General features: G+C 63.9%; 29 protein-coding genes. 15 read left to right on the top strand and 14 right to left on the bottom strand.

The features are described 5' to 3' along the window. Positions 1-15: 15 nt before the first annotated feature. The 7 genes from BLW56_RS14980 to BLW56_RS14950 are packed head-to-tail and all read right to left on the bottom strand — an operon-like array spanning position 16 to position 7,067. Positions 16-1,053, bottom strand: a complete 1,038-nt coding sequence (locus tag BLW56_RS14980) for a type II secretion system F family protein (protein WP_093511457.1) — start codon at positions 1,051-1,053, stop codon at positions 16-18. Positions 1,054-1,065: 12 nt separating this feature from the next. Further along, complete coding sequence (locus BLW56_RS14975; protein WP_093511456.1) at positions 1,066-2,034, bottom strand: type II secretion system F family protein; 969 nt, start codon at positions 2,032-2,034, stop codon at positions 1,066-1,068. 52 nt (positions 2,035-2,086) lie between these two features. After that, positions 2,087-3,358, bottom strand: a complete 1,272-nt coding sequence (locus BLW56_RS14970) for a pilus assembly protein CpaE (RefSeq protein WP_093511455.1) — start codon at positions 3,356-3,358, stop codon at positions 2,087-2,089. Then, a complete protein-coding gene (locus BLW56_RS14965; RefSeq protein ID WP_093511454.1) occupies positions 3,355-3,996 on the bottom strand; it encodes a CpaD family pilus assembly protein in 642 nt (213 codons plus the stop codon). Before BLW56_RS14965 ends, BLW56_RS14970 begins: the two co-directional genes overlap by 4 nt. A 25-nt stretch (positions 3,997-4,021) precedes the next feature. Then, positions 4,022-5,500 carry a type II and III secretion system protein family protein gene (locus BLW56_RS14960; protein WP_093511453.1) on the bottom strand — a complete coding sequence of 493 codons (1,479 nt, stop codon included), beginning with the start codon at positions 5,498-5,500 and terminating at the stop codon, positions 4,022-4,024. A 1-nt stretch (position 5,501) separates the two neighbouring features. Then, positions 5,502-6,542, bottom strand: a complete 1,041-nt coding sequence (gene cpaB, locus BLW56_RS14955) for a Flp pilus assembly protein CpaB (RefSeq protein WP_093511452.1) — start codon at positions 6,540-6,542, stop codon at positions 5,502-5,504. Between the two features lie 54 nt (positions 6,543-6,596). Then, positions 6,597-7,067, bottom strand: coding sequence for an A24 family peptidase (locus BLW56_RS14950; RefSeq protein ID WP_256203488.1), 471 nt, complete (start codon positions 7,065-7,067; stop codon positions 6,597-6,599). Between the two features lie 108 nt (positions 7,068-7,175). Between BLW56_RS14950 and BLW56_RS14945 the strand changes: the two genes are divergently transcribed. Together BLW56_RS14945 and BLW56_RS14940 are read left to right on the top strand one after the other, a co-directional pair. Then, the gene (locus BLW56_RS14945) at positions 7,176-8,306 is read left to right on the top strand and encodes an NAD(P)/FAD-dependent oxidoreductase (protein ID WP_093511450.1); all 1,131 of its coding nucleotides are present in this window, start codon (positions 7,176-7,178) and stop codon (positions 8,304-8,306) included. An 89-nt stretch (positions 8,307-8,395) separates the two neighbouring features. After that, complete coding sequence (locus BLW56_RS14940; RefSeq protein ID WP_093511633.1) at positions 8,396-8,572, top strand: YegP family protein; 177 nt, start codon at positions 8,396-8,398, stop codon at positions 8,570-8,572. 19 nt (positions 8,573-8,591) lie between these two features. Here BLW56_RS14940 and rnhA read toward each other — a convergent pair whose 3' ends face one another. The 3 genes from rnhA to ispH are packed head-to-tail and all read right to left on the bottom strand — an operon-like array spanning position 8,592 to position 10,971. Continuing rightward, a complete protein-coding gene (rnhA, locus tag BLW56_RS14935) occupies positions 8,592-9,050 on the bottom strand; it encodes a ribonuclease HI (protein WP_093511449.1) in 459 nt (152 codons plus the stop codon). Continuing rightward, positions 9,047-10,009 carry a homoserine kinase gene (thrB, locus tag BLW56_RS14930; RefSeq protein ID WP_093511448.1) on the bottom strand — a complete coding sequence of 321 codons (963 nt, stop codon included), beginning with the start codon at positions 10,007-10,009 and terminating at the stop codon, positions 9,047-9,049. Before thrB ends, rnhA begins: the two co-directional genes overlap by 4 nt. Beyond that, on the bottom strand, positions 10,009-10,971 hold the full coding sequence (gene ispH / locus BLW56_RS14925; RefSeq protein ID WP_093511447.1) for a 4-hydroxy-3-methylbut-2-enyl diphosphate reductase: 963 nt from the start codon (positions 10,969-10,971) through the stop codon (positions 10,009-10,011). Before ispH ends, thrB begins: the two co-directional genes overlap by 1 nt. 191 nt (positions 10,972-11,162) lie before the next feature. Here ispH and BLW56_RS14920 point away from each other — a divergent pair, with 191 nt between their 5' ends. The 9 genes from BLW56_RS14920 to tatC all read left to right on the top strand — a co-directional run bounded on the left by BLW56_RS14920 (position 11,163) and on the right by tatC (position 18,442). Beyond that, positions 11,163-11,834, top strand: coding sequence for a hypothetical protein (locus tag BLW56_RS14920; RefSeq protein ID WP_093511632.1), 672 nt, complete (start codon positions 11,163-11,165; stop codon positions 11,832-11,834). Between the two features lie 135 nt (positions 11,835-11,969). Beyond that, positions 11,970-13,697 (top strand): arginine--tRNA ligase, encoded by a 1,728-nt coding sequence (argS, locus tag BLW56_RS14915; protein ID WP_093511446.1) that lies wholly within the window; start codon positions 11,970-11,972, stop codon positions 13,695-13,697. Continuing rightward, a complete protein-coding gene (locus BLW56_RS14910) occupies positions 13,697-14,467 on the top strand; it encodes an SPOR domain-containing protein (RefSeq protein ID WP_093511445.1) in 771 nt (256 codons plus the stop codon). The genes argS and BLW56_RS14910 overlap by 1 nt, the downstream gene beginning before the upstream one ends. Positions 14,468-14,574: 107 nt before the next feature. Next, complete coding sequence (gene nagZ, locus BLW56_RS14905) at positions 14,575-15,582, top strand: beta-N-acetylhexosaminidase (protein ID WP_093511444.1); 1,008 nt, start codon at positions 14,575-14,577, stop codon at positions 15,580-15,582. A gap of 6 nt (positions 15,583-15,588) precedes the next feature. Continuing rightward, positions 15,589-16,362, top strand: a complete 774-nt coding sequence (locus BLW56_RS14900) for a segregation and condensation protein A (RefSeq protein WP_093511443.1) — start codon at positions 15,589-15,591, stop codon at positions 16,360-16,362. Beyond that, the gene (scpB, locus tag BLW56_RS14895; protein WP_093511442.1) at positions 16,359-16,952 is read left to right on the top strand and encodes an SMC-Scp complex subunit ScpB; all 594 of its coding nucleotides are present in this window, start codon (positions 16,359-16,361) and stop codon (positions 16,950-16,952) included. Before BLW56_RS14900 ends, scpB begins: the two co-directional genes overlap by 4 nt. Positions 16,953-16,977: 25 nt before the next feature. Further along, positions 16,978-17,211, top strand: a complete 234-nt coding sequence (locus tag BLW56_RS14890) for a twin-arginine translocase TatA/TatE family subunit (RefSeq protein ID WP_093511441.1) — start codon at positions 16,978-16,980, stop codon at positions 17,209-17,211. Positions 17,212-17,243: 32 nt separating this feature from the next. Then, positions 17,244-17,639 carry a Sec-independent protein translocase protein TatB gene (gene tatB / locus BLW56_RS14885; RefSeq protein ID WP_093511440.1) on the top strand — a complete coding sequence of 132 codons (396 nt, stop codon included), beginning with the start codon at positions 17,244-17,246 and terminating at the stop codon, positions 17,637-17,639. Further along, complete coding sequence (gene tatC / locus BLW56_RS14880; protein WP_093511439.1) at positions 17,636-18,442, top strand: twin-arginine translocase subunit TatC; 807 nt, start codon at positions 17,636-17,638, stop codon at positions 18,440-18,442. The genes tatB and tatC overlap by 4 nt, the downstream gene beginning before the upstream one ends. A 16-nt stretch (positions 18,443-18,458) precedes the next feature. Here the strand turns inward: tatC and BLW56_RS14875 are convergent, their stop codons facing one another. Further along, entirely contained in the window at positions 18,459-18,587 is a 129-nt protein-coding gene (locus BLW56_RS14875) for an entericidin A/B family lipoprotein (protein WP_062180862.1), read from the bottom strand. Between the two features lie 221 nt (positions 18,588-18,808). Beyond that, positions 18,809-20,260: a magnesium transporter gene (gene mgtE, locus BLW56_RS14870; RefSeq protein WP_177175976.1), complete on the bottom strand. Its 1,452-nt coding sequence runs from the start codon at positions 20,258-20,260 to the stop codon at positions 18,809-18,811. A 152-nt stretch (positions 20,261-20,412) separates the two neighbouring features. On the opposite strand from mgtE, the gene BLW56_RS14865 reads away from it, so the two are divergent. Beyond that, the gene (locus tag BLW56_RS14865) at positions 20,413-20,862 is read left to right on the top strand and encodes a peptidylprolyl isomerase (RefSeq protein WP_093511630.1); all 450 of its coding nucleotides are present in this window, start codon (positions 20,413-20,415) and stop codon (positions 20,860-20,862) included. A 38-nt stretch (positions 20,863-20,900) separates the two neighbouring features. Here the strand turns inward: BLW56_RS14865 and BLW56_RS14860 are convergent, their stop codons facing one another. Next, complete coding sequence (locus tag BLW56_RS14860; RefSeq protein ID WP_093511438.1) at positions 20,901-22,031, bottom strand: NAD(P)H-dependent flavin oxidoreductase; 1,131 nt, start codon at positions 22,029-22,031, stop codon at positions 20,901-20,903. A gap of 94 nt (positions 22,032-22,125) precedes the next feature. On the opposite strand from BLW56_RS14860, the gene nadC reads away from it, so the two are divergent. From nadC to BLW56_RS14845, 3 genes are all read left to right on the top strand, one after another. Continuing rightward, positions 22,126-22,974, top strand: coding sequence for a carboxylating nicotinate-nucleotide diphosphorylase (gene nadC, locus BLW56_RS14855; protein WP_093511437.1), 849 nt, complete (start codon positions 22,126-22,128; stop codon positions 22,972-22,974). Next, entirely contained in the window at positions 22,961-23,677 is a 717-nt protein-coding gene (locus BLW56_RS14850) for a ribonuclease T2 family protein (protein WP_093511436.1), read from the top strand. Before nadC ends, BLW56_RS14850 begins: the two co-directional genes overlap by 14 nt. A 94-nt stretch (positions 23,678-23,771) precedes the next feature. Next, a complete protein-coding gene (locus tag BLW56_RS14845; RefSeq protein WP_093511435.1) occupies positions 23,772-23,996 on the top strand; it encodes a hypothetical protein in 225 nt (74 codons plus the stop codon). An 8-nt stretch (positions 23,997-24,004) separates the two neighbouring features. On the opposite strand, the gene BLW56_RS14840 is transcribed toward BLW56_RS14845, so the two are convergent. Then, complete coding sequence (locus tag BLW56_RS14840; protein WP_093511434.1) at positions 24,005-25,276, bottom strand: MFS transporter; 1,272 nt, start codon at positions 25,274-25,276, stop codon at positions 24,005-24,007. Positions 25,277-25,402: the final 126 nt, after the last annotated feature.

Below are 25,402 nucleotides of genomic sequence, written 5' to 3'. Positions count from 1 at the left end.
GATGCTTCCGCTCGGTTAGCCGAAGCTGCCGCCCGACATCGCGTCGCTGAGCGAACAGGCCGCCGGGCCGAGAATGACGATGAACAGCACCGGCAGAATGAACAGAATGAGCGGCACGGTCATGATCGCAGGCAGACGCGCGGCCTTTTCCTCCGCACGCATCATGCGTTCGTTGCGGAATTCGGCCGACAGGACGCGCAGCGCGCTGGCGAGCGGCGTGCCATATTTCTCGGTCTGGATCATCGTCGTGACGACGCCCTTCACCGATTCCAGATTCACGCGGTAAGCGAAATTCTCGAAAGCCTGACGACGCTCGGTCAAAAAGCCGAGTTCGATCGAGGTCAGCGCGAATTCCTCGCCGAGTTCGGGATAGGCCCTGCCCAGTTCCTTCGACACGCGGGCAAAGGCGGAGTCCACGGTCAGGCCAGCCTCGGCGCAGATCACGAGCAGGTCGAGCGCGTCGGGAAGGCCCTTGCGGATCGCGTCGGTCCGCTTCTGGCGCATATTGTTCACGAACAGGTCGGGCGCCTTATAGCCAAGGATCAGCGCACCCATCGTGTACATGGAGCGTTTGAACGACGTCAGATCGGGCCACATGTCGACCCAATAGATCAGGAACAGCGCAAGACCGCCGAACAGGATCGGGAGAACCATGCGGCCGAAAATGACCGCGACGGCCAGATCCTTCGACCGGATACCGGCCTGGGCCAGCTTTTGCTGGACGTCCTTGATCTGCCCTTCCTGCAGCACCTGAAGCCGGCCGAGGAAGGTGCGCATGCGATCCGCGGTCTGGTTCTTGCGAACCAGTCGGGCGCGGCGTTTTGCGGTCGAGGCGGTAATGCCCGCCTTCAACTGTTCGCGGCGATCGTTGAGCGCCTTGACGCGCTTCGTCATCGGATTGCGGACCGTCAACGCGTTGTAGATCGCGAACAGGACCGCAAAGACGCCGACCGCCGCCAGCATCGTGCCCGCCCATATGACGTCGATGCCGAGGATTTTCGGTCCTGCCTGTGCGCCGGAGAAGGCCGAAGAGAGAAGGAGGCTGCTGTTCATGTCTATGCCTTCTCAGATTTCGAAGTTGACCATCTTGGCCATGATGCCGGCGCCGATGCTCATCCAGACAAGCCCGCCGAGCCCGGCGATGATGAGCCGTTCCTCGTAGAAGAAGCCCGCCAGATAGCTGGGGTTCATCGACCAGACGACGCCGAACACGAAGAAGGGCAGCGAGCCGACGATATAGGCCGAGGCCTTGGCTTCCGACGACATTGCGCGGATCTTCAGTTTCATCTGCGCGCGTTTGCGCAGCACGTCCGACAGGTTGGCGAGCGTTTCGGCCAAGTTGCCGCCGGTTTCGCGCTGAATCTGGATGGTGATGCAGAAGAACTGGAATTCGGGCGTGCCGAGCATGTCGGCCGATTCCTGCAACGCCGCCTCCATAGTATTACCGATGCGGATGCGTTCGACGATGCCCTTGAATTCCTCGCCCACCGGACCCGGCAGTTCGTGGCTCACCACCTGAAATGTTTCGGTGACCGGCAAGCCCGACTTCAGGCCGCGTACCAGAAGATCGATTGCGTCGGGAAAGCGCGCGTTGAACTGCGCCAGCCGCCGCTTGATCGCCATGCCGACCACGAAATAGGGCAAACCCAGCGCAAGGAACAAGCCGACCAGCCCGGCCATCAGGATGGGCGCCCGGACGATCAGCATGCCGCCGGTTACCACGACGAACACCATCATCGACGCAAAGACATATTGCGTCAGCGTCCATCCTTTTCCGGTCCGGCGCAGCCGCTTTTCCAGCTCTTCGCGGCGCGGCAGCAGAGCTACCAGCGAGGAATCGCCCTTGCGACCCGACTGGATGGTCTTGCGCATCTGCGCCGCGACCACGGCCTCGGTCGAGTTCGCGTGGCGGTCCTTGACCATCGCCAGCCGCCGCGTCTTGGCCTTGCCCGACGACGGTCCGCCAAGCAGGATGACGAGGAGCGAAAAGGCCAGGAAGGCCCCTGCGATGATAAGGATGACTGGCAAATTCATGGTCAGCTGTCCGCTTCTATCGTTGGACGTGGCGACGGCCCAAAGGCCGCCATCACGCCGCCTGCTTCACGCCCTTTTTGGCGAGCCCGAGCTTGCCGAGCAGCGAACCGCCCGATTTGCTCTTTGCCGGAGCGGCCTGTGCTTCCTCGGCTTCGACGTCGGCGCCGTCGAGGATGAGGCGCATCAGATTGTTCCAAACCTGCGCCGCCTTGGTGCCCTTGCAGGTTTCCGCATAGGATTTGCCAAGCTTCGCTGACTGGGCGACCAGCTTCGGGTCGAACGGAATGACGATGTCGATCGGACGTTCGATCGACGATTCGAATTCCTTGCGTGACAGCTCGCCGATGGCGTTCTGGAACTTGTTCGCGACAAGTACGACGCGTGCCCCCGGGATATTCTGTTTGAACCAGGACAGGAGCCGGATCGTGTCGCGTGCCGCGGCGAGCGTGACATCGCTGACGAGCAGGATCGTGCCCGCTTCCGACACGAGGTGCGGGAAGGGGATCAGAACCTGTCGCGGGATATCGACGATCGTCATCTCGAACGCCGAACGAAGCTCCTCTTCCAGCTGGAAGAAGGCGGAGCCGTCGGTCATCACCGGCTGATGGATCGGCGCTTCCGCCGACAGCAGGCTCAACTTGTCCGACGCGCGCACCATCGCGCGTTCGATGAAAAGACCGTCGATACGGCTGGGGTTGTCGATCGCATCGATGAGACCGCGCCCCGGTTCGAGGTCGAGGGTCAGCGCGCCGGTGCCGAAATGAACGTCGAGATCGAGCAATGCGGTCTGGCGACCGGCCTGCTCGCTGATTGCCCAGGCCAGCGACGTCGCGACCAGCGACGCACCGACACCGCCGCGCACCCCGACGACGCCCATCATATGGTGCGGCTTGTCGTCGTGCATATCGGCATGTTTCGGCGCCGACAGCATGGCCTGCGCCATGGTGAGCGATTCGCGAACCTGTTCAAGCGACAGCGGCTTCAGCAGATAGTCCTGGATGCCGCTGGACAGCAGGTCGCGGTACAGGCGAACGTCGTTCACCTGGCCCGCCGCGATCACGACGGTGCCGGGCTCGCAGACTTCGGCCAGCGCGTTGATATCGTTGATCGGGTCACCCGATTCCGACATGTCGACGAACAGGATGTTCGGGCTCGCCGACACCGACAGGGACTGCACCGCATTGCGCAGGCCGCCCTTGTTGCACTTCTCGGTCGGCCAGCCCATGTCGCCGGCTGCCGCGCGGATCAGCTCAAGCGTATCGTCGTCGCAGACGAATGCATTGAAGGGATCGCGCAATCCTGCTGATTTGAAAGGAGCGTTCACTGGCTGCCTCCGCTGGTGGGTGTCTTGGTCAGTTCGCCGGCCCCGGTCTGGGGTTTCGTGCGATAGGTCTGGATCGCCCGCGTCGCCGCCGCCGGATCACTACCGGTGTTGCTGGCGCCCTTGATCAGGTCGTTCGGGTCCGCGACCATCGCGGCGAGATTGCTGTTCGTCGCGCAGCCATAATTCGACGACGTCGCATTGGTCGGGTTGAGCGACGATTTGCTTTCCCAATTAGGGCAGCCCGGCACCGAAGCCGAGGCGCGCGTCACCACGACGCGCACATGGCCGTCAGGTACCGCGCCCGTCGTGACCGGAACGTCGGTGCTGAGCAGCAGGCCGCGGCGTTCGACCATCGAACGGACGGTGGCCTGCGCCGCGGTCGCGCCGTAAATCGACGAATCTTCGATCGCGACGCGGTCGCCGTAGCGAACGCCCATCGCGTCGAGCCAGCCCTGCAGGCGGCCCTGTTCGCTGGGAGGAAGCTCGCCATTGGTGGCGGCAACATCGAACTGATAGATGCTATTGCGCACGACCGGCTGATGCACCGATTCCAGGCTATGGTTGCTGTAGGCGGCGCCGGTGCAGCCGGCGAGCGACGTCGCCAGAGCCAGGACCGTCCAAGTTGCGATTTTTTTCATCACTTTGCTCCTGAAATCCGGCGCTTCACTTGATGCTGAAACCGGGCGACGCGTCGCCGCTGCCCCGCGGACGGTCGGCATCGCCGACGCTGGTGTCGAGCCGCGGCTTGGGACGATCGCCACCGGTCACGCCGTTGCTCGTCTGGTTGAGCAGTAGGCGCTGGATGTCGTTCGCGTCCTGATAGGCGTCGGTCGGCAGCTTGATGTCGTTCGCCGATACCGGTTGCACCAGATAAGGCGTGACGACGATCACCAGCTCGGTTTCGCCGCGACGGAAGCTGTCCGACTTGAACAGCAGGCCGAGCAGGGGAACGTCGCCGAGCCCGGGCATCTTGTCGATCGCGCCGATCGAGCGGTTGTTGAGCAGGCCGGCGATCATGAAGCTTTCGCCCGAGCCGAGTTCAACCGTCGTTTCGGCGCGGCGGATCGTCAGTGCGGGAACCTGGAAGCCCTGCATCTCGATCGCGCCTTCGGTCGACAGTTCCGACACTTCGGGACGAACGCGCAGGCTGATCCGGCCGTTCGACAGCACCGTCGGCGTATAGGCGAGGCTGACACCATATTTGCGATATTCGATCGTCGTGCCGGCGAAGTTGCCGGGGATCGGAACCGGGAATTCGCCGCCCGCAAGGAAATCGGCCGTTTCGCCGGAAATCGCCGTCAGATTGGGCTGCGCCAGCGTGGCGACCAGACCCGAACGTTCGCCGATATCGAGCGACGCCATCAGGTCGAGCCCGAACAGGCGCCCGGCGCCGGCAAGGCTTCGCGTTCCGGCCGGGTTCGTGAAGGTATAGGTCGTGTTGCCATTGCTGTCGGTCGTGATCGTACCGGCCTGACGGCCGCCAAAGACGCCGCCGAGGAAACCGTTTCCGAGCGGACCGTCGGTGTCGCGGGTCAGGATATTGCCGCTGATTTCCTTGACCAGCGAACGGTTCACTTCGGCGATGCGGACCTGGAGATTGACCTGCAGCGGCGTTGCCGTGCGCAGGCGCGACAGCACCTTGGTATCTTCGCCGACAAACGCCTGCACCAGCCGTTCGGCTTCGGCAGCGTCGTCGGGCGATTTCACCGTTCCCGTGAGCAGCACGAAGCCGTTCATCGGGTTGGCCGCAATGCTGGCGTCGGGCATCGCGAGCGACAGCATCTGGTCGATCGTCTCGATATTGTTGCCGACGCGGGCGACGGTCGAGAAGACGACCCGGCCGCTGGCGTCGGTGGCATAGATGCTGGTTTCACCCGGCTTCTTGCCAAAGATGTAGAGCTGGCGGTTCGACCGCACCTGGACGTCGGCGACCGCGTCGTCAGCGACGAAGATGTCCGACATCGAGGCGGGAAGGCTGACCAGGCGGCCGCGGCCCACCGAAAGTTCGATGCTGCTGCTGGCGTTCTGGACGGCCTGTGCGGTGACGGGCGCCGAAGGAGCCGCTACCAGCGTGGCTGCCACGAGGCCGATGGCCAGGGTGCGAGCCAAGGCGGTCGCCTTGAGTTTGGCTGTGCTGTTCATCTTACTTACCCCCGACCGGAACTTCGGTCACTTTGTCGCCGCGGGTCACGCGCACGACCGGGCCGGTCGGAACGGACACGGGGCGCCCCCCATAGGATTGTGTGGAACCGCTGTTGTTCGCAGCGGGCTGCGCCCGCGGAGCCTGAACACGGCCGCGTACCGGGATCCAGAAGCGCGAGACGTCGCCGCCGGTGGTCGCCGACGAGCGGCTTGCGGTTGGACGCGCGGCGGCTTCGGCCAGCATCTTCCGTTCGGCGCTGGCGCCGCCGGTGGCCGGAACATTGACTTCGCCCGATGCGATGGCAGCGTCGAGTTCGCCGGCGCTTTCGGCCAGCGGACGCAGTGCGAGCGACAATTTGCCCATGTCCTGCGCGACGGCGATCTTCTCGGCGATTTCGGGCGTCGCTTCGAGCGTCACCGAACCGAAGGTGCGAACCGGGGTCTTGCCCGTTTCATCTTCGGCATCGTAGCGCTGGTCGGTCGCCAAAATGCGGACATTGCGGACGATCGTTTCGGCCGTGAACAATTCCTTGTCGGGATAGCTCGACGTGTCCGAATCGACCGAGATACGCTGCGCGAGAACCACGTCGACGCGGTCACCCGGAAAGACGAACCCGGCGACACCCTGTTCCTGGCTGACCTTGACCGTGACGGCACGCATGCCCGGGCCAAGCGCCGCCGCGAGGAAACCGCGGTCGTCAGGATGGACCAGCGCGCCTTGCGTCAGCGGCTGGCCTGCGGTGATCGGATAGCGCACGACGGTCCCGACCAACGTGTTCACGTCGGTCTTGTCCTTCATGAAATAGGCTTTCTCGACCAGCTCCTTCGGCCAGGGCTGAAAGCGGAAGCTGTCCGGGCCGACGATCGTGCCGACGGGCAGCTGCCGCGTCGCAACGAGGATCATCGGACCGGTAATTTCCGGTGCCGCGGCTGCACGGGCCTGTGGCGCCGCCGCTCCGCGCATCATCTGGTTGACCCCGAACGCTGCGCCGATGGCAATCACCAGCGCGCCGACGATCAGCATAATCTTTCGCGTATCCATGACGATTTGTCGCCCTCCTGCACCCACCAGAGACGGTCGTGCTTTTCCCTCAGGTCATCCGATAACCTGAAACTGGTTAAGATAGTGTTGGTGAAGCGCCCACAGGCCTGCGGCGGCGATGGCGACCCCATAGGGAACCTCAACCGGTTTGTCCGAAGGACGCAATTTCATATGGATAAGCATGACCGCCGAGAGGATGCCGCCACCGATAGCCATGATCGTGAGCATGGGCATGAACAGGGGCAGCGGGATCCACAGCATCACGGCGCCGATCATTTTGACGTCGCCGCCGCCCATCGCACCGACGGCGAACAGCCCGGCGAAGATCAGGAAGATGCCGAATGCGGCGCCGAACTGGATCGGGATGTCGGGCCACAGGGCAAGGCCCGTCGCGACCCAGAAGGGGATCGCGAGCAAGGCGATCGCCGCGTTGAGTTCATTGGAAATGGTCCTTGAGCGCAGGTCGCTGATTGCCGCTGCAATCATCAACGCGCCGAGCAGGATCATCAGTCCCACAGAGATCATGCCGCTTTCCATAGGCGCCCTAATAGGGAACATGGCTTACCAAAGAGTAACCATGCCTCCCGGCACGCACGGCTTGCATTCCGTGGGTCAACCGATATGCGGCGGGACATGACCGCCGCGCCGCCTTCCCATACCGATGTGCTGATCGTCGGCGCGGGGATCGCGGGTGCGAGCCTTGCTGCCGCGCTGGCCCCCTGGCGCCGCGTCATGCTGGTGGAAGCCGAGGAGGCGCCCGGCTATCATGCAACGGGCCGATCGGCCGCCTTCTGGCATGAAAGCTATGGCGGGGCGGGGGTGCAGCCCTTGACCCGCGCATCCCTCGAGATGCTGAATAATCCGGCGCCCGGGTTTTCGGATCATGGTTTCCTCTCGCCGCGCGGGGCGTTGACGCTGGGCCGGCGGTCCGACGCCGCAGCGATCGATGCCTTCGCCGCCGAGTTCGCCGCGCAGGGTGTCGACGTCATGCGGATATCGGGCGACGAGGTCTCACGCCGGATCCCCGGCCTTCGTACCGAATGGAGCGAAGCCGCATATGAAGCGGCGTGCTGCGACATCGACGTCGGCAGCCTGCATGCCGCCTATCTTCGCGCGGCGAAGCGCGCCGGCGCGGCGCTGATCACGCGTGCTCCGCTCCGGCGGGCGCGGCGCGTCGGCGAAGGCTGGGATGTCGAGTTGGGCGGAGATCGCGTTCGCGCGGCGCTGATCGTCAATGCCGCCGGGGCATGGGCGGATGAGGTCGCGGTTGCTTGCGGCATCGCGCCGGTCGGTATTCAGCCCTATCGCCGCACGGTGATGCAGGTTCGGCTGGGCGTGCCGGTCCCCGCCGACTTTCCGTTGGTCGTCCACGTCGGCGGCGAATTCTATTTCAAGGGGCAGAGCGAGGGGCGCGTCTGGCTGACCCCCCATGACGAGACGCCGACGGCTCCGCACGATGCCGCGCCCGAGGAGATCGATGTCGCGCTGGCGATCGACCGGATGCAATCGGTGGTGGACTGGCCCGTTGCGGCGGTCGAGCGCAAATGGGCGGGATTGCGCAGCTTCGCGCCCGACCGCATCCCCGTGTTTGGCGCCGACCGGCACGAACCACACTTCATCTGGTGCGCGGGACAGGGCGGTGTCGGCATCCAGACCTCGCCTGCGATCGCAGCGTTGCTCGCGGCCGAGCTTGGCGCTCCCGCGCCTGACGGGGCGATCGGCGGCGTCGATCCCGCACCTTTCGCTCCATCGCGCTTTGCGTGAGCATTCTGACCGCTTGCACGGCGAAACAACTGGATTAACATGGGTTTGGTCGCGCCACCCCCGGCGCGGCCCGAGCTGTGGAGGATGGCATGGCCCATTATTTCGAGATCAAGAAGAACAAGGCCGGCGAATTTGTCGCCTATTTCAAATATAATAGCGAATCCATCTTCTGGACCGAAGGCTATAGCAGCAAGGCCTCCGCGAAAAATGCCATCGAGTCGATTTTGAAGAACGGACCGACCGCGGAAGTACGCGAAACCGACTGAGACCGAAGCGCGCGGGCGTTCAACGCGCCCGCGCGACCTTCAACGCTGCATCGCTCGCGAGCTGGTCGGCGAGTTCATTGTCGCCGTGGCCTGCATGGCCTTTGACCCAGATCCATTCAACCTTGTGCCGCGAATTTTCCTTGACGAGACGCTGCCACAGGTCGGCATTGGCGACGGGCTTTTTCGCCGCGGTCTTCCAGCCGTTCTTCTGCCAGCCGAAAATCCATTTGGTGATCCCGTCGCGGACATAGACGCTGTCGGTCGACAGTTCGACGTTGCAGGCGCGCTTGAGCGCGGCGAGCGCTTCGATCGCGGCCATCAGTTCCATGCGGTTGTTCGTCGTGTCGGGTTCGCCGCCCGAAAGGGTCTTCACCACATCGCCCCAGCGCAGCACGGCGCCCCAGCCGCCGGGGCCGGGGTTGCCCTTGCACGCGCCGTCGGTGGCGACGATCACGGTCTTGCCCGTTCCGTCGGTCATGCGACGGTAAACAGGCTGGCGGCGTCGGGCGCGCTATAGCGTCGCAGGCGGGCAAGGAATGGCGAGGGATCCTTGCGCGTGACGAGGGCGTCGGCGGGGGTATGGACCCAGTCGTGCGCGCGCGTCAGCAGAAAGCGTAGCGACGCGCCGCGCGCAAGCAGCGGCAACGCGGCAACTTCGGCGTCGGATAACGCAATTTCGCTGGCATAGCCGCGCATCAACGCCTCGGCGCGCGCAGGATCGCAAACTTTCCCATCGGTCGAAAAGACCCAGGACGCGTGCGTGATGACGAGGTCGTAGGCGCGGAAGTCGGTCGCGGCGAAATAGAAGTCGATGAGCCCGGTGACCCGGTCGCCGAGCATCAGCACATTGTCGGGGAACAGATCGGCATGGATAACGTGCGCGGGCAGGTCGGTCGGCCAGTGCGCATCGAGATAGGCCAGCTCTTCGTCGACGGTCGACTGGAGTCCGGGCAGTACTACGTCGAGGTCGCCGGTTGCCTCTGCGACGCTGCGCCAGTGATCGTGACCCATGCTGTTCGTGCGCGCACCGGAGTAACCTTCGAGAGCGCGGTGCATCGCGCCAAGCGCCGCGCCCGCCGCTTCGCACTGGGCCGGGGTCGGGTGGGTCAGCGAAATGCCGGGCAGGAACTGGATCACGCACGCCGCGCGGCCCGATATCTGCTGGATCGCGACACCGCTGCGATCGCGGATCATCGCCGGGACGGGGCGGTTCTGGTTGGCGAGGTGGCTGAGGAGATCAACGAAGAAGGGAAGATCGCCCTCGCTGACCCGTTTTTCGTAGAGCGTCAGGATGAAGCGCCCGCCCGTGGTTTCGAGCAGGAAGTTGCTGTTCTCGACACCCTCGGCAATGCCCTTGCACGACACGACGGTCCCGATGTCATATCGGGCGACCAGCGCGGCAAGATCGTCGGGCTCGACGTGCGTATAGACGGCCATCAGGCGGGTTCGAGCCCGCGCGGCAGCTTGAAGACCATATTCTCTTCGGCGGTGATCACGACGTCTTCGACGATGGGGCGAACCGAAGCGACGGCGTCGATGACTTCGCGGACCAATGTCTCCGGCGCACTCGCACCGGCGGTGATCCCGAGCGTCCCGATATCGTCGAGCCAGGCCGGATCGATGTCCGTACCGCGCTGGACCAGGTGCGCGGGTGTTCCGAGCCGTTCGGCAACCTCGACAAGGCGCAGGCTGTTCGAGCTGTTCGGCGCGCCGATCACGATCATGCGATCGCATTCCCCGGCGATCGCCTTGACGGCGTCCTGCCGGTTCGACGTCGCATAGCAGATGTCTTCGCCGCGCGGCCCGGTGATCGCCGGGAACCGATGCTGAAGTGCGGCGATGATATCGCGCGTATCGTCGACCGACAGCGTCGTCTGCGTCAGGAAGGACAATTTTTCGGGATCGGTGGGCGCCAGCGCGGCGACGTCGTCGACCGATTCGACCAGCGTCATCGCGCCTTCGGGAAGCTGCCCCAGCGTCCCGATGACTTCGGGATGGCCGGCGTGTCCGACAAAAACGATGTGGCGCCCGACCTCGTGCGCGCGCTCGGCCTGCCGATGCACTTTCGACACCAGCGGGCAGGTGGCGTCGATATAATCGAGCCCGCGCATTTCGGCCTTGGCCGGGACCGCCTTGGGTACACCGTGCGCGCTGAATACGACGGGCACGCCATCGGGAACCTGATCGAGCGATTCGACAAAAATCGCGCCCTTGGCCTTCAACGAGTCCACGACATAGCGGTTATGGACGATCTCGTGGCGGACATAGACCGGCGCGCCATATTTCAGCAGCGCGAGCTCGACGATGCGGATCGCGCGATCGACGCCGGCGCAAAAACCGCGCGGCGCCGCGATCAAAACCCTGAGTTCTGCCGCTTCGCTGCCTCGCGCGGGCGTCATCGGATGGGGAGCGTCCATGGTGGGGGCGCTCTAGCGCAGCAAGCCGTCCGCGGTAAAGCCGCTTCATCCCGTCCTCATTCTTGTTCTCTTTGTTGCGCCGCGTTCATCGCACCGATAAGAAGCGGCGCGCATGAAGCGGGATCAATCGTCCCGACGCCTGTCAGCGCGCCTGTTTGGAAAGCCCGATTATCATGATGTCCATTTCGTTTCCGTCCCGTAAGTTCCTGACTGTGCTGTGCGGTACGGCAGCCATGGCGACGGTCGCGGGCTGCGCGAAGGACAATGAAATCGACCTCGCCGGCGGCGTCGGCATCACTGCGACCCGCAGCGCCTGCCCCGCGGTAGCGATTCCGCTGCACACCGGCGATATCACGCTGTTCGACCCGGCGACGAGCCGCGATGCGAGCGCTGTCGATGTTGTCGCCGCGATCACCAACGTGACGCCGCAGTGCAACGATACGGGTGAGAAAGTCTATCAGCAGGCCAGCTTCGACGTCGTCGCGACGCGCCGCGACGCGGGGCCGGCGCGCACGGTCACCTTGCCTTATTACGCGACCGTCCTGCAGGGCGGTACCGCGGTCGTTGCAAAGCGGCTCGGCAACGTCACGGTGAATTTCGCCGAAGGACAGGTGCGCGGCACCGGGCGCGGGCAGGCTTCGGCCTATGTCGATCGCGCCGCCTCGACGCTGCCCGCCGATATTCAGGAACGCATTACCCGCAAGCGCAAGGCGGGCGATCAGGACGCCGCGGTCGATCCGCTCAGCCTTCCCGAAGTCCGCGCCGCTGTGCAACGCGCCAGTTTCGAGCTGCTCGTCGGCTTCCAGCTGACGCAGGAACAGCTCGAATATAACGTCCGACGATAGGATGTGCGGCGGCGCCCCGGCGCCGTTCGCCTGCTTACGCCCTGCGCGCCATCGGGTGACGCAGGGCTTTTCGCGTGCGCCAAGCTGTTATAGGGCGCGCGCAAGACTTTCTCCGATCGAAGATAGGCCAGTCCCGTGACCCTGTTCAGCCGTTTTTCCGACCATATCGGCACCGCGCTCGATGCGCTTGTCGCTCGCGATGCCTTGCCTGCTGGGCTCGACCGCTCAGCCATCAGCGTCGAGCCGCCGCGCGATCCCTCGCATGGGGATGTCGCGACCAATGCCGCGATGGTGCTCGCGAAGCCTGCGGGCATGAACCCGCGCGCGCTCGCCGACCTGCTCGTTGCCGAACTCGGCGCGCTCGACGAAGTGACCGAGGCGAGCGTTGCCGGCCCCGGTTTCATCAACCTGCGCGTTGCCAGCGACAGTTGGCGCGACGAACTCGCGCTGATCTTCAGCGAGGGTGGCGATTATGGCCGTTCGACGATGGGGCAGGGGCGGCGCGTCAATGTCGAATATGTCTCGGCGAACCCGACTGGCCCAATGCATGTCGGCCACTGCCGCGGCGCGGTCGTCGGCGATGCGCTCGCGGCACTGCTCGAATATGCGGGGCACGAGGTGATCCGCGAATATTATGTCAACGATGCTGGCGCGCAGGTCGATGTCCTCGCGCGGTCGGTGCATATGCGCTACCGCGAGGCACTTGGCGAAGACATTGGTGCGATCCCCGAGGGGCTTTATCCCGGCGACTATCTGATGCCCGTCGGCGACAAGCTGGCAACCGAATATGGCGACCGCTTCGTCGGCGCACCCGAAAGCGCATGGCTCGGCCTGTTCCGTGCCGAGGCGGTCAGCGCGATGATGGACATGATCCGCGCCGATCTCGGCAAGCTTGGCATCCATCACGACCTCTTCTCGTCGGAAGCCGAATTGCAGGCGGAAGGTAAACCCGCCGCGGCCGAGAAATGGCTGCGCGATCACGATCTTGTCTATGATGGCCAGCTCGAAGCGCCGAAGGGCGAGACGCCCGAAGATTGGGAGCCGGTCGAACTGCCGCTGTTCCGTTCGACGCAATTCGGCGACGATCAGGACCGTCCGATCAAGAAGTCGGATGGCAGCTGGACCTATTTCGGTGCCGACCTCGCCTATCATTTCCAGAAGAGCCAGAATGCCGACGAACTGATCGACATCTGGGGTGCCGACCACGCCGGAACGGTCAAGCGGATCAAGGCTGCTGTTGCTGCGCTCACGGGCGGCAAGACGCGTTTCGATGTCAAACTGGTGCAGATGGTGCGGCTGCTCAAAAATGGTGAGCCGTTCAAAATGTCGAAGCGTGCGGGCAATTTCGTGACGCTTGCCGATGTCGTCGACGAAGTCGGCAAGGATGCCGTCCGTTTCACGATGCTGACGCGCAAAGCCGACGCGCAGATGGATTTCGACTTCGCAAAGGTGGTCGAGGCTTCGCGGGACAACCCCGTCTGGTATCTGCAATATGCCAATGCCCGTATCGCGCGGTTGCGCAAAAAGGCCGCCGATGCGGGGATCGACCTGCCGGCACCCGCGCCGGCGCGCCTGAACGAGCATGAATTGCGGCTGATCAAGCTGCTTGCCCAGTTTCCGCGCACCGTAGAGGCGGCGGCATCGGCACGCGAACCGCATCGGATCGCTTTCTACCTCGCCGACGTCGCGGCCGCCTTCCATGCCTGGTATAACCTCGGCAACGACGACCCCGGTCTTCGGATCGTTCTCGACAATGACCCCGAATTGACCGCGACGCGGCTTTATTTGGCCGACGGAATCGGGCAGGTTATCCGCAACGGGCTGTCCCTGATGGGGGTCGAGGCGATCGAGGAGATGAACTGATGGCCGGGGACAAGAATGCGGAACAGGGCGATGCGGGCCTCGGGCTCGACGACGAAGATCGTCTGCCCTGGCTCGAGGCGGCCGACGGGTTCGAGGAAGACGGCGAAGTCTCGCCCGCACGGCTGCTTGTAATGGTGCTGGGCGGTTTGCTTTTGATTGGTGCGGTTCTGGGCGGCCTGTGGTGGATCCAGAACGGCGGCGCGCGCGGTAATGGCGAACTGATCGCGGCGCAGCAGGGCGACTATAAGGTCGCGCCCAAGACCGACGGTGCCAAGACGTTCGAAGGCGAGGGCGATGCCAGCTTCTCGGCCAGCGAAGGCGCCGAGCCCGCAGGCAAGGTCGACCCGACGCGCATGCCCGAGGAGCCGGCGGTGACGCCCGCCGAACGCGAAGCCGCCGCAAAGAAGGCGGCGGCCGACAAGGCTGCTGCAACGCAGGCTGCGGTTGCCAAGACGGCGCCGGTCGACAAGGCCAAAACGGCCGCCGCACCGGCAAAGACCGCGGAGGCCCCGGCCAAGGCCGCTCCGGCATCGGGGGGCGCAATGATCCAGCTGGGCGCGTTCAGCAGCGATGCGGCGGCGGCCAAGGCGTGGACGAACCTGTCGAAACGCTTCGCGTATCTCGCTGAACTCAACAAGTCGGTGTCGCCGGCAAAAGTCGGCGACAGCACGGTCTATCGCCTCCGCGTGGCAGCGGGAACGGCGGCTAATGCCGCGAATTTGTGCGGGAAATTGCGCGTTGCGGGTGAAAATTGCGTCGTCGTTCGCTGATTCGGCCCGTTTGGCCGCAGACTCTGTTGGTGCAAACGTGCGGTCATGGCATGATTGCAGCTTGGTCATCGCCTGAGGGGGCGGCGATCGATGGAGTTTGATGCACGATGATACCGGCAATTTTCGGCCTGTCGGGCCTGACCCTCACCGACGATGAGCGCGCTTTCTTTCGCGACAGCGACCCTGCGGGATATATCCTGTTCGGGCGCAATATCGAAAATCGCGAGCAATTGCGGCGCCTGACCGACGAGCTGCGCGATCTCGATGGACGGGCGAATCTGCCGATCCTGATCGATCAGGAGGGCGGCCGTGTGGCGCGCATGCGATCGCCCGAATGGCCGCTTTTCCCAAGCGGCGCTGCATTCGATGCGCTCTATGAGCGCGCGCCGGCGAGCGCGATCGAGGCGGCGCGGCTCAACGCGATGGCGCTTGCGGCCATGTTGTCGGAGGTCGGAATAACGGTGGACTGCCTGCCGCTGCTCGACGTCCGCCAACCCGGCGCCAGCGATGTGATCGGCGATCGCGCGCTCGGCAGCGAGCCGATGCGCGTCGCCGCGCTCGGCCGCGCGATCCTCGGCGGATTGCAGGCCGGCGGCGTCGTCGGGATCGTCAAGCATATTCCCGGCCACGGTCGGGCGCTGCTCGATACGCACGAAGCCCTGCCGACCGTCACCGCGCCCGACCGTGATCTGCAGACAGACCTCGCGCCTTTTGCCGCGCTGCGCGACGCGGCGATGGCGATGACCTGCCATGTCATTTTTGAAGCATGGGATCCCGACCGGCCCGCAACGCTGTCGCCCGTCGTCATCGACAGCGTCATTCGCCAGCGGATCGGCTTTCACGGCCTGCTGATGACCGACGATCTCGACATGAAGGCGCTATCGGGCGACGTGCCCTCGCGCGCCGCCGACGCGATCGCTGCGGGCTGCGACATTGCGCTCAATTGCTGGGCGAAGATGGATGATATGATCGGGATCGCGAACGCGCTCGACCCGATCAGCACGGTGTCCCGCGCACGTCTTGAGGGCGCGATGGACCGGATTTCGGGTGACAGCGACGGCCGCGAATTCGCAACGCTGGTCGATCAGCGCGACGCGCTGCTGGCAACGGCCTGATCGTCGATGGAGGAACTGCCGCTCGATTTCGAGATCGTACCGGCAGCACCCGAGCGTGAGGATGCGCTCCAGCTTTCGTTTGAAAGCTGGGAAGGGCCGCTCGATCTGCTGCTGACGCTCGCGCGCGGCCAAAAGGTCGACCTCAAACAGATTTCGATCCTCGCGCTCGTCGAGCAATATCTGACCTTCATCGCGGAGGCGCGCGAGCTGAAGCTCGAGGTTGCGGCCGATTATCTGGTGATGGCGGCGTGGCTAGCCTATCTCAAATCGGCGCTGCTGCTGCCCAAGGATCCGCTGGAAGATCCGTCGCCCGACGAGCTCGCGTTGCGGCTGCAACTTCGGCTGCAACGGCTCGCGGCGATGCGCGATGCGGCGGCGCGGCTGCTGGCGCGCGACCGCGTCGGGCGCGACGTCTTCCTGCGCGAAAAACCCGAGGGGCTGCGAGACATTAAGGTCCGGCGCTGGGACGCCAGCCTCTACGACCTTCTTTCGGCCTATGGGCAGGTCAAGCTGCGCTCCGAACCCGTCGTGCATATGGTTTCGCGGCGGCCGGTCGTCACGCTCGATGCGGCACTCCATCATCTCCAGCGCCTGCTCGGGGTGAAACTCGACTGGGCCGAACTCTCGGATTTTCTGCCTGCGGATTATGACGGGCCGCTTCGCCGCTCGGCGATCGCGTCGAGCTTCGTCGCCGCGCTCGAACTCGCGCGGCAGGGCCGCGTCGATCTCAGGCAGGACGGCGCGTTCGAACCCCTCTATCTGAAGGCCGCACAAGCATGATCGACGATCTGGAACGCGCGATAGAGGCGATGCTGTTCGCGAGCGATCAGCCGCTCGATGCGCGGCAGGTCGCCGGGCGTATGGGCGACGAGATGACCCCGGGCGAGGTTCGGGCGATCATCCAGACGATCGCGGCACGTCATGCCGGAAGCGGGATCGAACTCGTCGAGCGCGGCGGGAACTGGCATTTCCAGACGCCCGCCGATCTGGCGCATCTGCTTCGCCGCGAGCGCGACGATCCACGCAAACTGTCGCGCGCCGCTGCCGAGGTTCTCGCGATCGTCGCTTATCACGAACCCGTCAGCCGCGCCGAGATCGAGGCGATCCGCGGGGTTCAGACGTCAAAGGGCACGCTCGACGTGCTGATGGAAGCCGAATGGATCGCGCCCGCCGGACGCCGCGAGGTTCCCGGGCGCCCGCTGATCTACAAGACGACCGACGCGTTCCTGCAACATTTCGGCCTCACGAGCCGCAAGGACCTGCCGGGAATCGAAGATTTGCGTGCGGCGGGCCTGCTCGACCCGGTCGATCTCGCTTTCGACGAAGCGATGGGCGAACTGGACCTAGTAAAAGACGGCGAAGAGGCCTAGATGGGCCCTTCAAGGAGAATTCAAGATGGGTAGCTTCAGCATCTGGCACTGGCTCGTGGTCGGGATTCTTGTCCTGCTGCTGTTCGGCAAGGGCCGTTTTTCCGATATGATGGGCGATGTCGCCAAGGGCATCAAAAGCTTCAAGAAGGGCATGGCCGACGATGACGCGCCTACGCCTGCACCGAAGCAGATCGAAGGCCAGCGCGCACCGGACGCCGCGCCGATGTCGACCCCGACCGCCGAGCACGACAAGCTCTGATCGCCAGTCGCCGGCGGGGGATTTTTTAAGCGATGTTCGATGTTGCGCCCACCGAGTTGCTGCTCGTCGTGGTGGTGGCCTTGGTGGTTATCGGCCCGAAGGATTTGCCCAAAGCGATGCGCTTTGTCGGCAAATGGATGGGAAAGGCGCGCGGTATGGCGCGGCATTTCCGGTCGGGGCTCGATACGATGATGCGCGAAGCCGAACTCGAGGAACTCGAAAAGCAGTGGCGTGAACAGAATGAGGCGATCATGCGGGAGTTTCCGCGGATCGACGATGTGAACGCATCGCCGGCAACGCCTGCGAACAAAACGCGGGCCGAAGCCACCGATGCGGAGGCTGCGACAGAAACCGCAATCGATGAGGCTGCGGCCGCCAATCCACCGGAAACGCATAGCGTGCCGCCAAAGGATGGCCCCCTGCCATGAGCGGCGAAGCTCCAGTCTCGGCAGATGAGGATGGCGCCGGTGGCAAGATGCCGCTTCTCGACCATTTGATCGAACTGCGCTCGCGCCTGCTGAAATCCTTGCTGGCGATCGGCCTCGCCTTTGGCGTGTGCCTCTATTACGCCAAACCGATTTTCGGGATACTGGTGCAGCCGCTCGTCCGCGCGGGGCAGGGTAAGTTGATCTATACCCAGTTGTTCGAGGCCTTTTTCGTCGAGATCAAGGTAGCGCTGTTTGCGGCGATGATGATCGCCTTTCCTGTAATCGCCAACCAGCTCTGGAAATTCGTCGCGCCCGGTCTGTTCAAGCAGGAAAAGCGCGCATTGCTGCCGTTCCTGATCGCAACGCCCGTGCTGTTCGCGATCGGCGCCAGCTTTGCCTATTTCATCACCATCCCGATCGCGCTTAAATTCCTGCTCGGTTATCAGGGCAATGTCGGCGGTATCACGCAGGAAGCGCTGCCGTCGGTTGGCAATTATCTAAGCTTCACGATGCAGTTCATCATGGCGTTCGGCATCGCTTTCCTGCTGCCGATCCTGCTGATGCTGATCGAGCGTTCGGGGCTGGTGACACGCGAGCAGCTCGTCTCGGCGCGTCGTTACATGATCGTCGCGGCGTTCGCGATCGCTGCGGTTTTTACGCCGCCCGATATCCTGAGCCAGCTTCTGCTCGCGGTGCCTTTGGTGTTTCTGTACGAAATGTCGCTGCTCGCGATCTGGTTTACCCAGCGCCGACGCAAAACAGGCGCCGAAGCGGCGCCTGTCGAGCCTCTCGAAGAGGCTTAGGGTAAGTTACTCAAGATCAGTTGATGGCGTCGCTGCCTGCCTGACCGACCGACTCGATGTCGCGGCCAGCACCCTTCACCGTGTTGCAACCAGTGACCAGAAAGCTTGCCATCAGGGCGAGAAGGATTGCTCGGAAACTCGTCATTTTTCTAACCTCTCAGGAGTTGACGCAAAATGGCCCGGCACGCTTCGAGGGGGGGGAGGGAATGCGGGCCGGGCCAATGTTGCTGAGCAGCGCTGCGGGGGGGCGATGACCGCTGCTCGAAGGGGAAACGACCGATGCAGCCAATAAGTTCCCGAAAAAAATCGCACGGATGAAATATTTTTCGGAAATTTTTGAATCGCTTGGATTCCAGAGGTTTGCTCTCAGAGCGTCGTCAGTCCGCTGAGTACCGCGAGGCCGAGAAAGGCGAGAAATCCCATGGAATCGGTCGTCATCGTGACGAAAATCGAACTCGCGACGGCGGGATCCTGATCGAGCCGGTCGAGCATCAGCGGGATCGCTACCCCGGCCACGCCCGCCACAAAGATGTTCACGATCATCGCTGCCGCGATCACCATGCCGAGCTGCGGATTGGCGAACCACAAGGCCGTGGCGGTTCCCGCGATCAGCGCGATGGTGCCGCCATTGAGCAGCGCAATCTTCATTTCGCGCCAGATCGCGCGCCAGCTGTTCGAATCGGTGAGCTGGTTCATCGCGAGCGCACGCACCGTAACCGCGAGCGTCTGCGTCCCGGCATTGCCGCCCACCCCCGCCACGATCGGCATCAGCGCGGCGAGCGCGACCATATGTTCGATCGCGCCGCCGAAGATGCCTACAATCGTCGAGGCGACGAGAGCGGTGCCCAGATTGGCGATCAGCCAGCGGACGCGTGCGCTATATGTTTCGCGGATCGGTTCGTTGATGTCGCCGTCGCCGGCGCCGGAGAGGCGCAGGATATCCTCGCCGGCCTCTTCCTGAATGATGTGGACGATGTCGTCGACCGTGATCATGCCGACCAGCCGTCCGCTCTTGTCGACGACGGCCGCCGAAATCAGCGCATATTTCTGAAAGCGCAGCGCGACCTCTTCCTGGTCCATGTCGACCGGGATCAGCGTCTGTTCGCGCTTCATCACATCGCTGATCGCGATGTCGCGCGGCGTGCGGAGGATCCAGCTCAGCTGGCAGGTGCCGACCGGCTTGTGCATCGGGTCGACAACGAAAATTTCCCAGAAATCGCTTGCGAGGTCGGTGTCTTCGCGCAGCCGGTCGATGACGTCGCCGACGGTCACATGCTCGGGCACAGCGACCAGATCGCGCTGCATCAGGCGCCCGGCGGATTCCTCGGGGAAGGAGAGGGCGTCCTCGATCGCGGCGCGATCTTCGGGTTCCATCGCCTGGAGGACCGCCTGCTGCTCGTCCTCCTCCATATCCTCGATGATGGCGACGGCGTCGTCGGTATCGAGTTCGGACGCGAGTTCGGCGACTTGCTCGGGTGCGAGAAGGTCGATCAGTTCCTCGCGAACATAATCGTTCATTTCCGCCAGCACGTCGGCGGAGAGCATGTCGCCGAGCACCGCCGCAAGCATCGGCCGCTCGTCGGCGCGCGCGAGTTCGAAAAGGTCGGCGATGTCGGCGGGGTGCAGGCGGCCGATGCGTTCGCGCGCGGCTTCGCTTTCGCCAGCTTCCGCCAATTCGATCACGTCGCGAACGAATTCGGGTTTCAGCCGGTCGTCCTTATCGAGCTCGGTGTCGGTTTCGCGCGCCGGTTGTTCGCGGTCACGGTCGTCGGTGATGACGACATCTTCGGGCGGCAGGGAATCTTCGCGTTTGTCCATCGCGCAGTCCTCCCTGACGGTTGCGGCGTTTAGCCTTCCCCTAGTGCTGCCGCCCGCCGATGGCAACGCCGCGAGCGCCGTTTCGCGATTTAATGCGTGGCTTTGGCGGCTCGTCCGGCTATGGGACCGCCAACATAGACCGCAGGAGTTCCATCATGTCCGACACTCTCACCCTTTCGCTGTCGACCGGCGATGTTGTCATCCGCCTTCGCCCCGACCTGGCACCGCAGCATGTCGAGCGCATCACCGGCCTCGCGAAGGACGGCTTTTACGACGGCGTCGTGTTCCACCGCGTGATCCCGGGCTTCATGGCGCAGGGCGGCGACCCGACGGGCACCGGCATGGGGGGCAGCGATCTGCCCGACTTGCCGCAGGAGTTCAGCAGCGAGCCGCACGTCCGCGGCGTTTGCTCGATGGCGCGCGCGCAGAACCCGAACAGCGCGAACAGCCAGTTCTTCATCTGCTTCGACGACGCACGCTTCCTCGACAACCAGTACACCGTCTGGGGCGAAGTGACCGAAGGCATGGACAATGTCGACGCGCTGCCCAAGGGCGAGCCGCCGCGCGAACCCGGCAAGATCGTCAAGGCGACCGTCAGCTGATTTTGAGAAAATCCCCGCTTCGGCGGGGATTTTTTTGCCTAGTCGCCAATAAAGCCGTTGAGGCGTTCGCACGCGGCAATCCAGTCGGTCTTGAACTCCTGAACGACCTGGCCCGCGCCCATCGCCTCGTTCATCAGGCCGACGCCCTGTCCGACCCAATAGGTCGCGAGCGCTTTTGCTCCTTCATGGCCGCCCTCGGACAACTTATCGACCTTGCGCAGCGCGGGTTCGCTGACCAGCGACTGCAATGGCATCGGTAGCGGTTTCGGCGCACCTTCGGCCTCCCACGCATCGGTCCATGGCGAGCGGAGCTGACGCGACGGCTTGCCCGTGCGGCTCTTCGACCGGACGGTGTCGCGCGACGATGCGGCGAGCATCTTGTCCTTCACGACGGGATTGGTCTCTGCCTCTGCGGTGGTCAGCCATACCGATCCGGTCCATGCACCATGTGCGCCCATCGCCATTGCGGCTGCCATCTGGCGCCCGGTGACGATGCCGCCCGCGGCGAGGATCGGGGTGGTTGCTCCCACGGCTTCGACCGCAGCGGCGACTTCGGGCACGAGCACCATTGTCGCGACCTCGCCGCAGTGACCACCGGCTTCGCCGCCCGCCACGACCAGAATGTCGACGCCCGCATGCACCTGAGCCAGCGCATGGTCGCGCGTGCCGACGAGGGCAGCGACGGGGACATTGTGACGCTTGCCGAGTTCGAGCATCAGCGGCGGCGGCACGCCAAGGGCGTTGGCGATGAGTGCGATCGGGTGGCGGAAGGCGACTTCGAGCAGGCGCGCCGCGCCATCGTCCGTCATATTCTCGCCGAGACCTCCGCCGACGCTGGGAAGCGCGAGATTCCCCTCGTCGACGCCATGTTTGACCAACAGGTCGGCGACGAACGCCTTATGCTCGGCGGGGATCGGGGGAAGTTCGCTTCTCGCTTCGCCCTTGCCGGCAAAGCTGTTGGGAACGATCAGGTCGACGCCGTAGGGGCGGCCACCGATATGGGCGTCGATCCACGCAAGCTCTTCTTCAAGCCGCTCGGGTGGCAGCGATGCCGCCCCAAAAACGCCCATGCCCCCCGCCTTCGATACCGCGACAACGACGTCGCGACAGTGCGAGAAGGCGAGCAGCGGGAATTCGATGTCGAGCATCGTGCAGATGGGTGATTGCATGGGGCCTCTCCATTTTCCTTATTTGCACCTATGTCAGCGTCAGTTGACGTAAACGTCAAGTTGATTTGCTCGGCGGGCCGATTATCGCAGAGCCATGACCCAATTTTCCTTGCCCGATTTCGACCTCGATGCCTTTGTCCGCGCCACTTTGGCCGAAGATTTGGGGGCAGGGGGCGATATCACCTCGGCGGCGACGATTCCCGCCGATGCGCGTTTCGGCGGCGTGATGGACAGCCGCGACGCGATCACCGTCGCCGGGCTGCCGATCGCCGAGCGATTCTTTCGGGCGCTCGAGCCGGCGATGGAAACCGAGATCTTGGTCGAAGAAGGCGCGCAGGTGCCGGCGGGCAGTGACCTGATGCGCCTGTCAGGCAATGCGCGCGCGATGCTCACCGCCGAGCGATCGGCGCTCAACACCGTTCAGCATCTGTCGGGCATCGCGACGATGACGCGGCAATATGTCGATGCGCTGGCCGGAACGGGCGCGACCTTGCTCGACACACGCAAGACGATCCCCGGCCTGCGCGTGCTCGAGAAATATGCGACGCGCATGGGCGGCGCCAAGAATCACCGCATGGGCCTGTGGGACGCCGCGATGATCAAGGACAATCATGTCGCCGTCGCGGGTTCGGTCGAAGAAGCAGTGCGCCGCGCGGTCGCTGCAGGAATTGCCGATATCATTGTCGAGGTCGACCGTGTGGCGCAGGTCGAACCCGCGCTGAACGCCGGGGCAACGCACCTGCTGCTCGACAATATGACCCTCGCCGAATTGCGCGAGTGCGTTGCGCTGGTCGGCGGCAAAGTGCCGACCGAAGCGTCGGGCGGCGTCCGGCTCGATACCATCCGCGATATCGGGGCGACGGGCGTGACCTATGTGTCGGTCGGACGGCTGACGCAGTCGGCGCCTGCCGCGGACATCGGGCTCGATTTTGCGCTGGCTTAGCGCCGCCGCGCTGTCGTTGCTGCCGGTCGCGGCGCAGGCGCAATCGCTCGCCTGTTCGTTGCCCGACCGCATCCCGGTGCCCCGCCTCGAACAGCCGAAACGCGGCGAGCCCGTCCGCGATCCGGCAATCACCGGCTATCTGTTGGCGATGAGCTGGTCGCCGCAGCATTGCGCCGACGTGCGCAACCCCACGGATGCGCGTGACCGTTTCCAATGTTCGGGCGCGAACGGGCGTTTCGGGTGGGTGCTGCACGGGCTGTGGCCCGAAACCGACAATCCGGCCTATCCGCAATGGTGCCGCCCGGCGAAGATCGTGCCGCAGCCCGTTTTGAAGCGTCACATGTGCATGACGCCCTCCGCGCAGCTTCTCCAGCACGAGTGGGCGAAGCACGGGACGTGCATGAGTCCGCACCCTGCGGCCTATTTCCGATCGGCCGAACTGCTTTTCCGCGCGGTGCGCTTTCCCGATATGAAAGCGCTCGCGGCGAAGCCCCAGACTGCGGCGAGCGTCCGCCGTGCCTTTGCTGCGGTCAATCCCGGAGTGAGCGCTCAGATGATTGCCGTCTCGGCCGACAAACAAGGCTGGCTCGATGAAATACGCTTTTGCCTCGGCCCGCGGATGAAGCCCGCGCGCTGCAAGGCGTTCCAGTCGGGCGCAAAGGATGCACGCCAGATTCGTGTCCGCCCGATGCCCGTGCGTTAACGGCGATACCGCAAAGCGTATCATGCCGGGACATCCGCGCGTTAACACTCTTTTAACCTTACCGACTCGTTAACGTCGTCCTAGCTTCGAGTTCATGGACTCGGACAATCATGTCGATATTCGCGGCCGTATCCGCGAGCATGGCGCACGGCAGCTCGTCATCGCGCGGCTCAGCGCGCCGGCGGACTGGCAGAATGAGCTGCGGACTGCGCTTGCCGCGCACCGCGAGCCGGCGACGATTTTTTCGAACAATGACTTCCGGCTGTTTCTTCAGAGCTTCGCGATCTTCTTTACTGCCGCGATGATGTTCCTGATCTGACGGAAATCCTAATCGCATGCCTTGTGCAGGCGCCACGCCAGCAGGGACGACAAGAGGCACATGGCCGCGACCATCAGCAGCGTATCGTCGATGGTCAGGCCCATGCCGATCAGTACGCTGAGAAGCAGTGTCGCGGCGACCATGAAGCCCGAATTGACGATATTGTTTGCGGCGACGGTGCGCGCGGTCTGTGACTTGGGCACGGTCGTCGTCAGGAAGGCGTAGAGCGGCACGACGAACATGCCCCCGGCGATCGCGATGCCGAGCAGGTCAAAGATGATGCGGTCGCCCGCGGTCAGCGAGAGGAACTCGCGCCAGTCCATCAGGCTGCCGTCGATATGTTCCCAGCCCTTCACATTCCACCAGAGATCGAGCACGAACAGGCCCATCACGATCACCGAACCAGGGGAATAGCGTGCGGAGACATGCCCCTTCAGCAAGCGGTTGACCACGATCGAGCCGATCGCGACCCCGACCGAGAAGATGGCGGTAAAGAGCGTCGCGACGGTCTTGTCGGCGCCAAGCGCATTTTTGACCAGTGGCGGGAATTGCGCTGCGAGGATCGCGCCGATCGCCCAGAAAAAGCTGATCGAAATGATCGCGAGGAATAGCCGCGGGATATGCATGGTGCCGTTGACGAGCTGCCAGGACGAGCGCAACACATTGTGGTCGACGACCAGCCCCTCGGCATCCTTTTCGGGCGGTGCGGCGGGGACGTAATTGGCGGTCAGGCGGCCAATTACGGCGACGACGATGATCCCGGGGATGGCAAAATGCGGCGGGGTCAGCCCGCCGACGATCGTACCGCCGAGGATGGCGATATAGGTGCCGGCCTCGACCCAGCCGGTGCCGGCGAGAACCTCGTCCTCCTCGAGATGCTGGGGCAGAATTGCATATTTGATCGGGCCAAAAAAGGTCGAGTGCATTCCCATCGCGAACAGCGCGAGGAGCATGACCGGAACCAGATGGAACCAGATACCGATCGCGCCGACGATCATGATGAAAATCTCGGCCGTCTTGATCAGGCGGATCATCCGCGTCTTGTCGGTACTGTCGGCGAGTTGTCCCGCGAGCGCCGAAAAGAGGAAGAAGGGCAGGATGAAGAGGCCGCCGGCGAGGGCGTTGAACCACGCTTCGGTCGCCGGGTCCTTGTAGATGGTGAAGGTGACGAGAATCACCATCGCCATCTTGTAGAAATTGTCGTTGAAGGCGTTGAGGAACTGCGTCGCGAAAAGGGGCAGGAACCGGCGTTGCTTCATCAGCGCAAAAGAACCGGTCATTGAAAATCCACTTTTATCATCCGACATCCCGACAACGCCGATGCCGTCCGAGCTTTCCGGAGGCAATATTGTTGTCGCACGGGCGGCTTATCGGTTAGGGCTGGCGGGGTCAAAGCCGATTTTGGG

Origin of the sequence: Sphingopyxis sp. YR583 (genome assembly GCF_900108295.1) — a bacterium.
Taxonomy (GTDB): Bacteria; Pseudomonadota; Alphaproteobacteria; order Sphingomonadales; family Sphingomonadaceae; genus Sphingopyxis.
The sequence above is the reverse complement of the archived record's forward strand: the minus strand, read 5'-3'. Positions and strand labels throughout refer to the sequence as shown.

Coding starts and splice junctions, on each gene's coding strand:
- BLW56_RS14980 (WP_093511457.1), bottom strand. CDS start 1,053: ATGAACAGCAGCCTCCTTCTCTCTTCGGCCTTCTCCGGCGCACAGGCA.
- BLW56_RS14975 (WP_093511456.1), bottom strand. CDS start 2,034: ATGAATTTGCCAGTCATCCTTATCATCGCAGGGGCCTTCCTGGCCTTT.
- BLW56_RS14965 (WP_093511454.1), bottom strand. CDS start 3,996: ATGAAAAAAATCGCAACTTGGACGGTCCTGGCTCTGGCGACGTCGCTC.
- BLW56_RS14960 (WP_093511453.1), bottom strand. CDS start 5,500: ATGAACAGCACAGCCAAACTCAAGGCGACCGCCTTGGCTCGCACCCTG.
- cpaB (WP_093511452.1), bottom strand. CDS start 6,542: ATGGATACGCGAAAGATTATGCTGATCGTCGGCGCGCTGGTGATTGCC.
- BLW56_RS14950 (WP_256203488.1), bottom strand. CDS start 7,067: ATGATCTCTGTGGGACTGATGATCCTGCTCGGCGCGTTGATGATTGCA.
- BLW56_RS14945 (WP_093511450.1), top strand. CDS start 7,176: ATGACCGCCGCGCCGCCTTCCCATACCGATGTGCTGATCGTCGGCGCG.
- BLW56_RS14940 (WP_093511633.1), top strand. CDS start 8,396: ATGGCCCATTATTTCGAGATCAAGAAGAACAAGGCCGGCGAATTTGTC.
- rnhA (WP_093511449.1), bottom strand. CDS start 9,050: ATGACCGACGGAACGGGCAAGACCGTGATCGTCGCCACCGACGGCGCG.
- thrB (WP_093511448.1), bottom strand. CDS start 10,009: ATGGCCGTCTATACGCACGTCGAGCCCGACGATCTTGCCGCGCTGGTC.
- ispH (WP_093511447.1), bottom strand. CDS start 10,971: ATGACGCCCGCGCGAGGCAGCGAAGCGGCAGAACTCAGGGTTTTGATC.
- BLW56_RS14920 (WP_093511632.1), top strand. CDS start 11,163: ATGATGTCCATTTCGTTTCCGTCCCGTAAGTTCCTGACTGTGCTGTGC.
- BLW56_RS14910 (WP_093511445.1), top strand. CDS start 13,697: ATGGCCGGGGACAAGAATGCGGAACAGGGCGATGCGGGCCTCGGGCTC.
- nagZ (WP_093511444.1), top strand. CDS start 14,575: ATGATACCGGCAATTTTCGGCCTGTCGGGCCTGACCCTCACCGACGAT.
- BLW56_RS14900 (WP_093511443.1), top strand. CDS start 15,589: ATGGAGGAACTGCCGCTCGATTTCGAGATCGTACCGGCAGCACCCGAG.
- scpB (WP_093511442.1), top strand. CDS start 16,359: ATGATCGACGATCTGGAACGCGCGATAGAGGCGATGCTGTTCGCGAGC.
- BLW56_RS14890 (WP_093511441.1), top strand. CDS start 16,978: ATGGGTAGCTTCAGCATCTGGCACTGGCTCGTGGTCGGGATTCTTGTC.
- tatB (WP_093511440.1), top strand. CDS start 17,244: ATGTTCGATGTTGCGCCCACCGAGTTGCTGCTCGTCGTGGTGGTGGCC.
- tatC (WP_093511439.1), top strand. CDS start 17,636: ATGAGCGGCGAAGCTCCAGTCTCGGCAGATGAGGATGGCGCCGGTGGC.
- BLW56_RS14875 (WP_062180862.1), bottom strand. CDS start 18,587: ATGACGAGTTTCCGAGCAATCCTTCTCGCCCTGATGGCAAGCTTTCTG.
- mgtE (WP_177175976.1), bottom strand. CDS start 20,260: ATGGACAAACGCGAAGATTCCCTGCCGCCCGAAGATGTCGTCATCACC.
- BLW56_RS14860 (WP_093511438.1), bottom strand. CDS start 22,031: ATGCAATCACCCATCTGCACGATGCTCGACATCGAATTCCCGCTGCTC.
- nadC (WP_093511437.1), top strand. CDS start 22,126: ATGACCCAATTTTCCTTGCCCGATTTCGACCTCGATGCCTTTGTCCGC.
- BLW56_RS14845 (WP_093511435.1), top strand. CDS start 23,772: ATGGACTCGGACAATCATGTCGATATTCGCGGCCGTATCCGCGAGCAT.
- BLW56_RS14840 (WP_093511434.1), bottom strand. CDS start 25,276: ATGACCGGTTCTTTTGCGCTGATGAAGCAACGCCGGTTCCTGCCCCTT.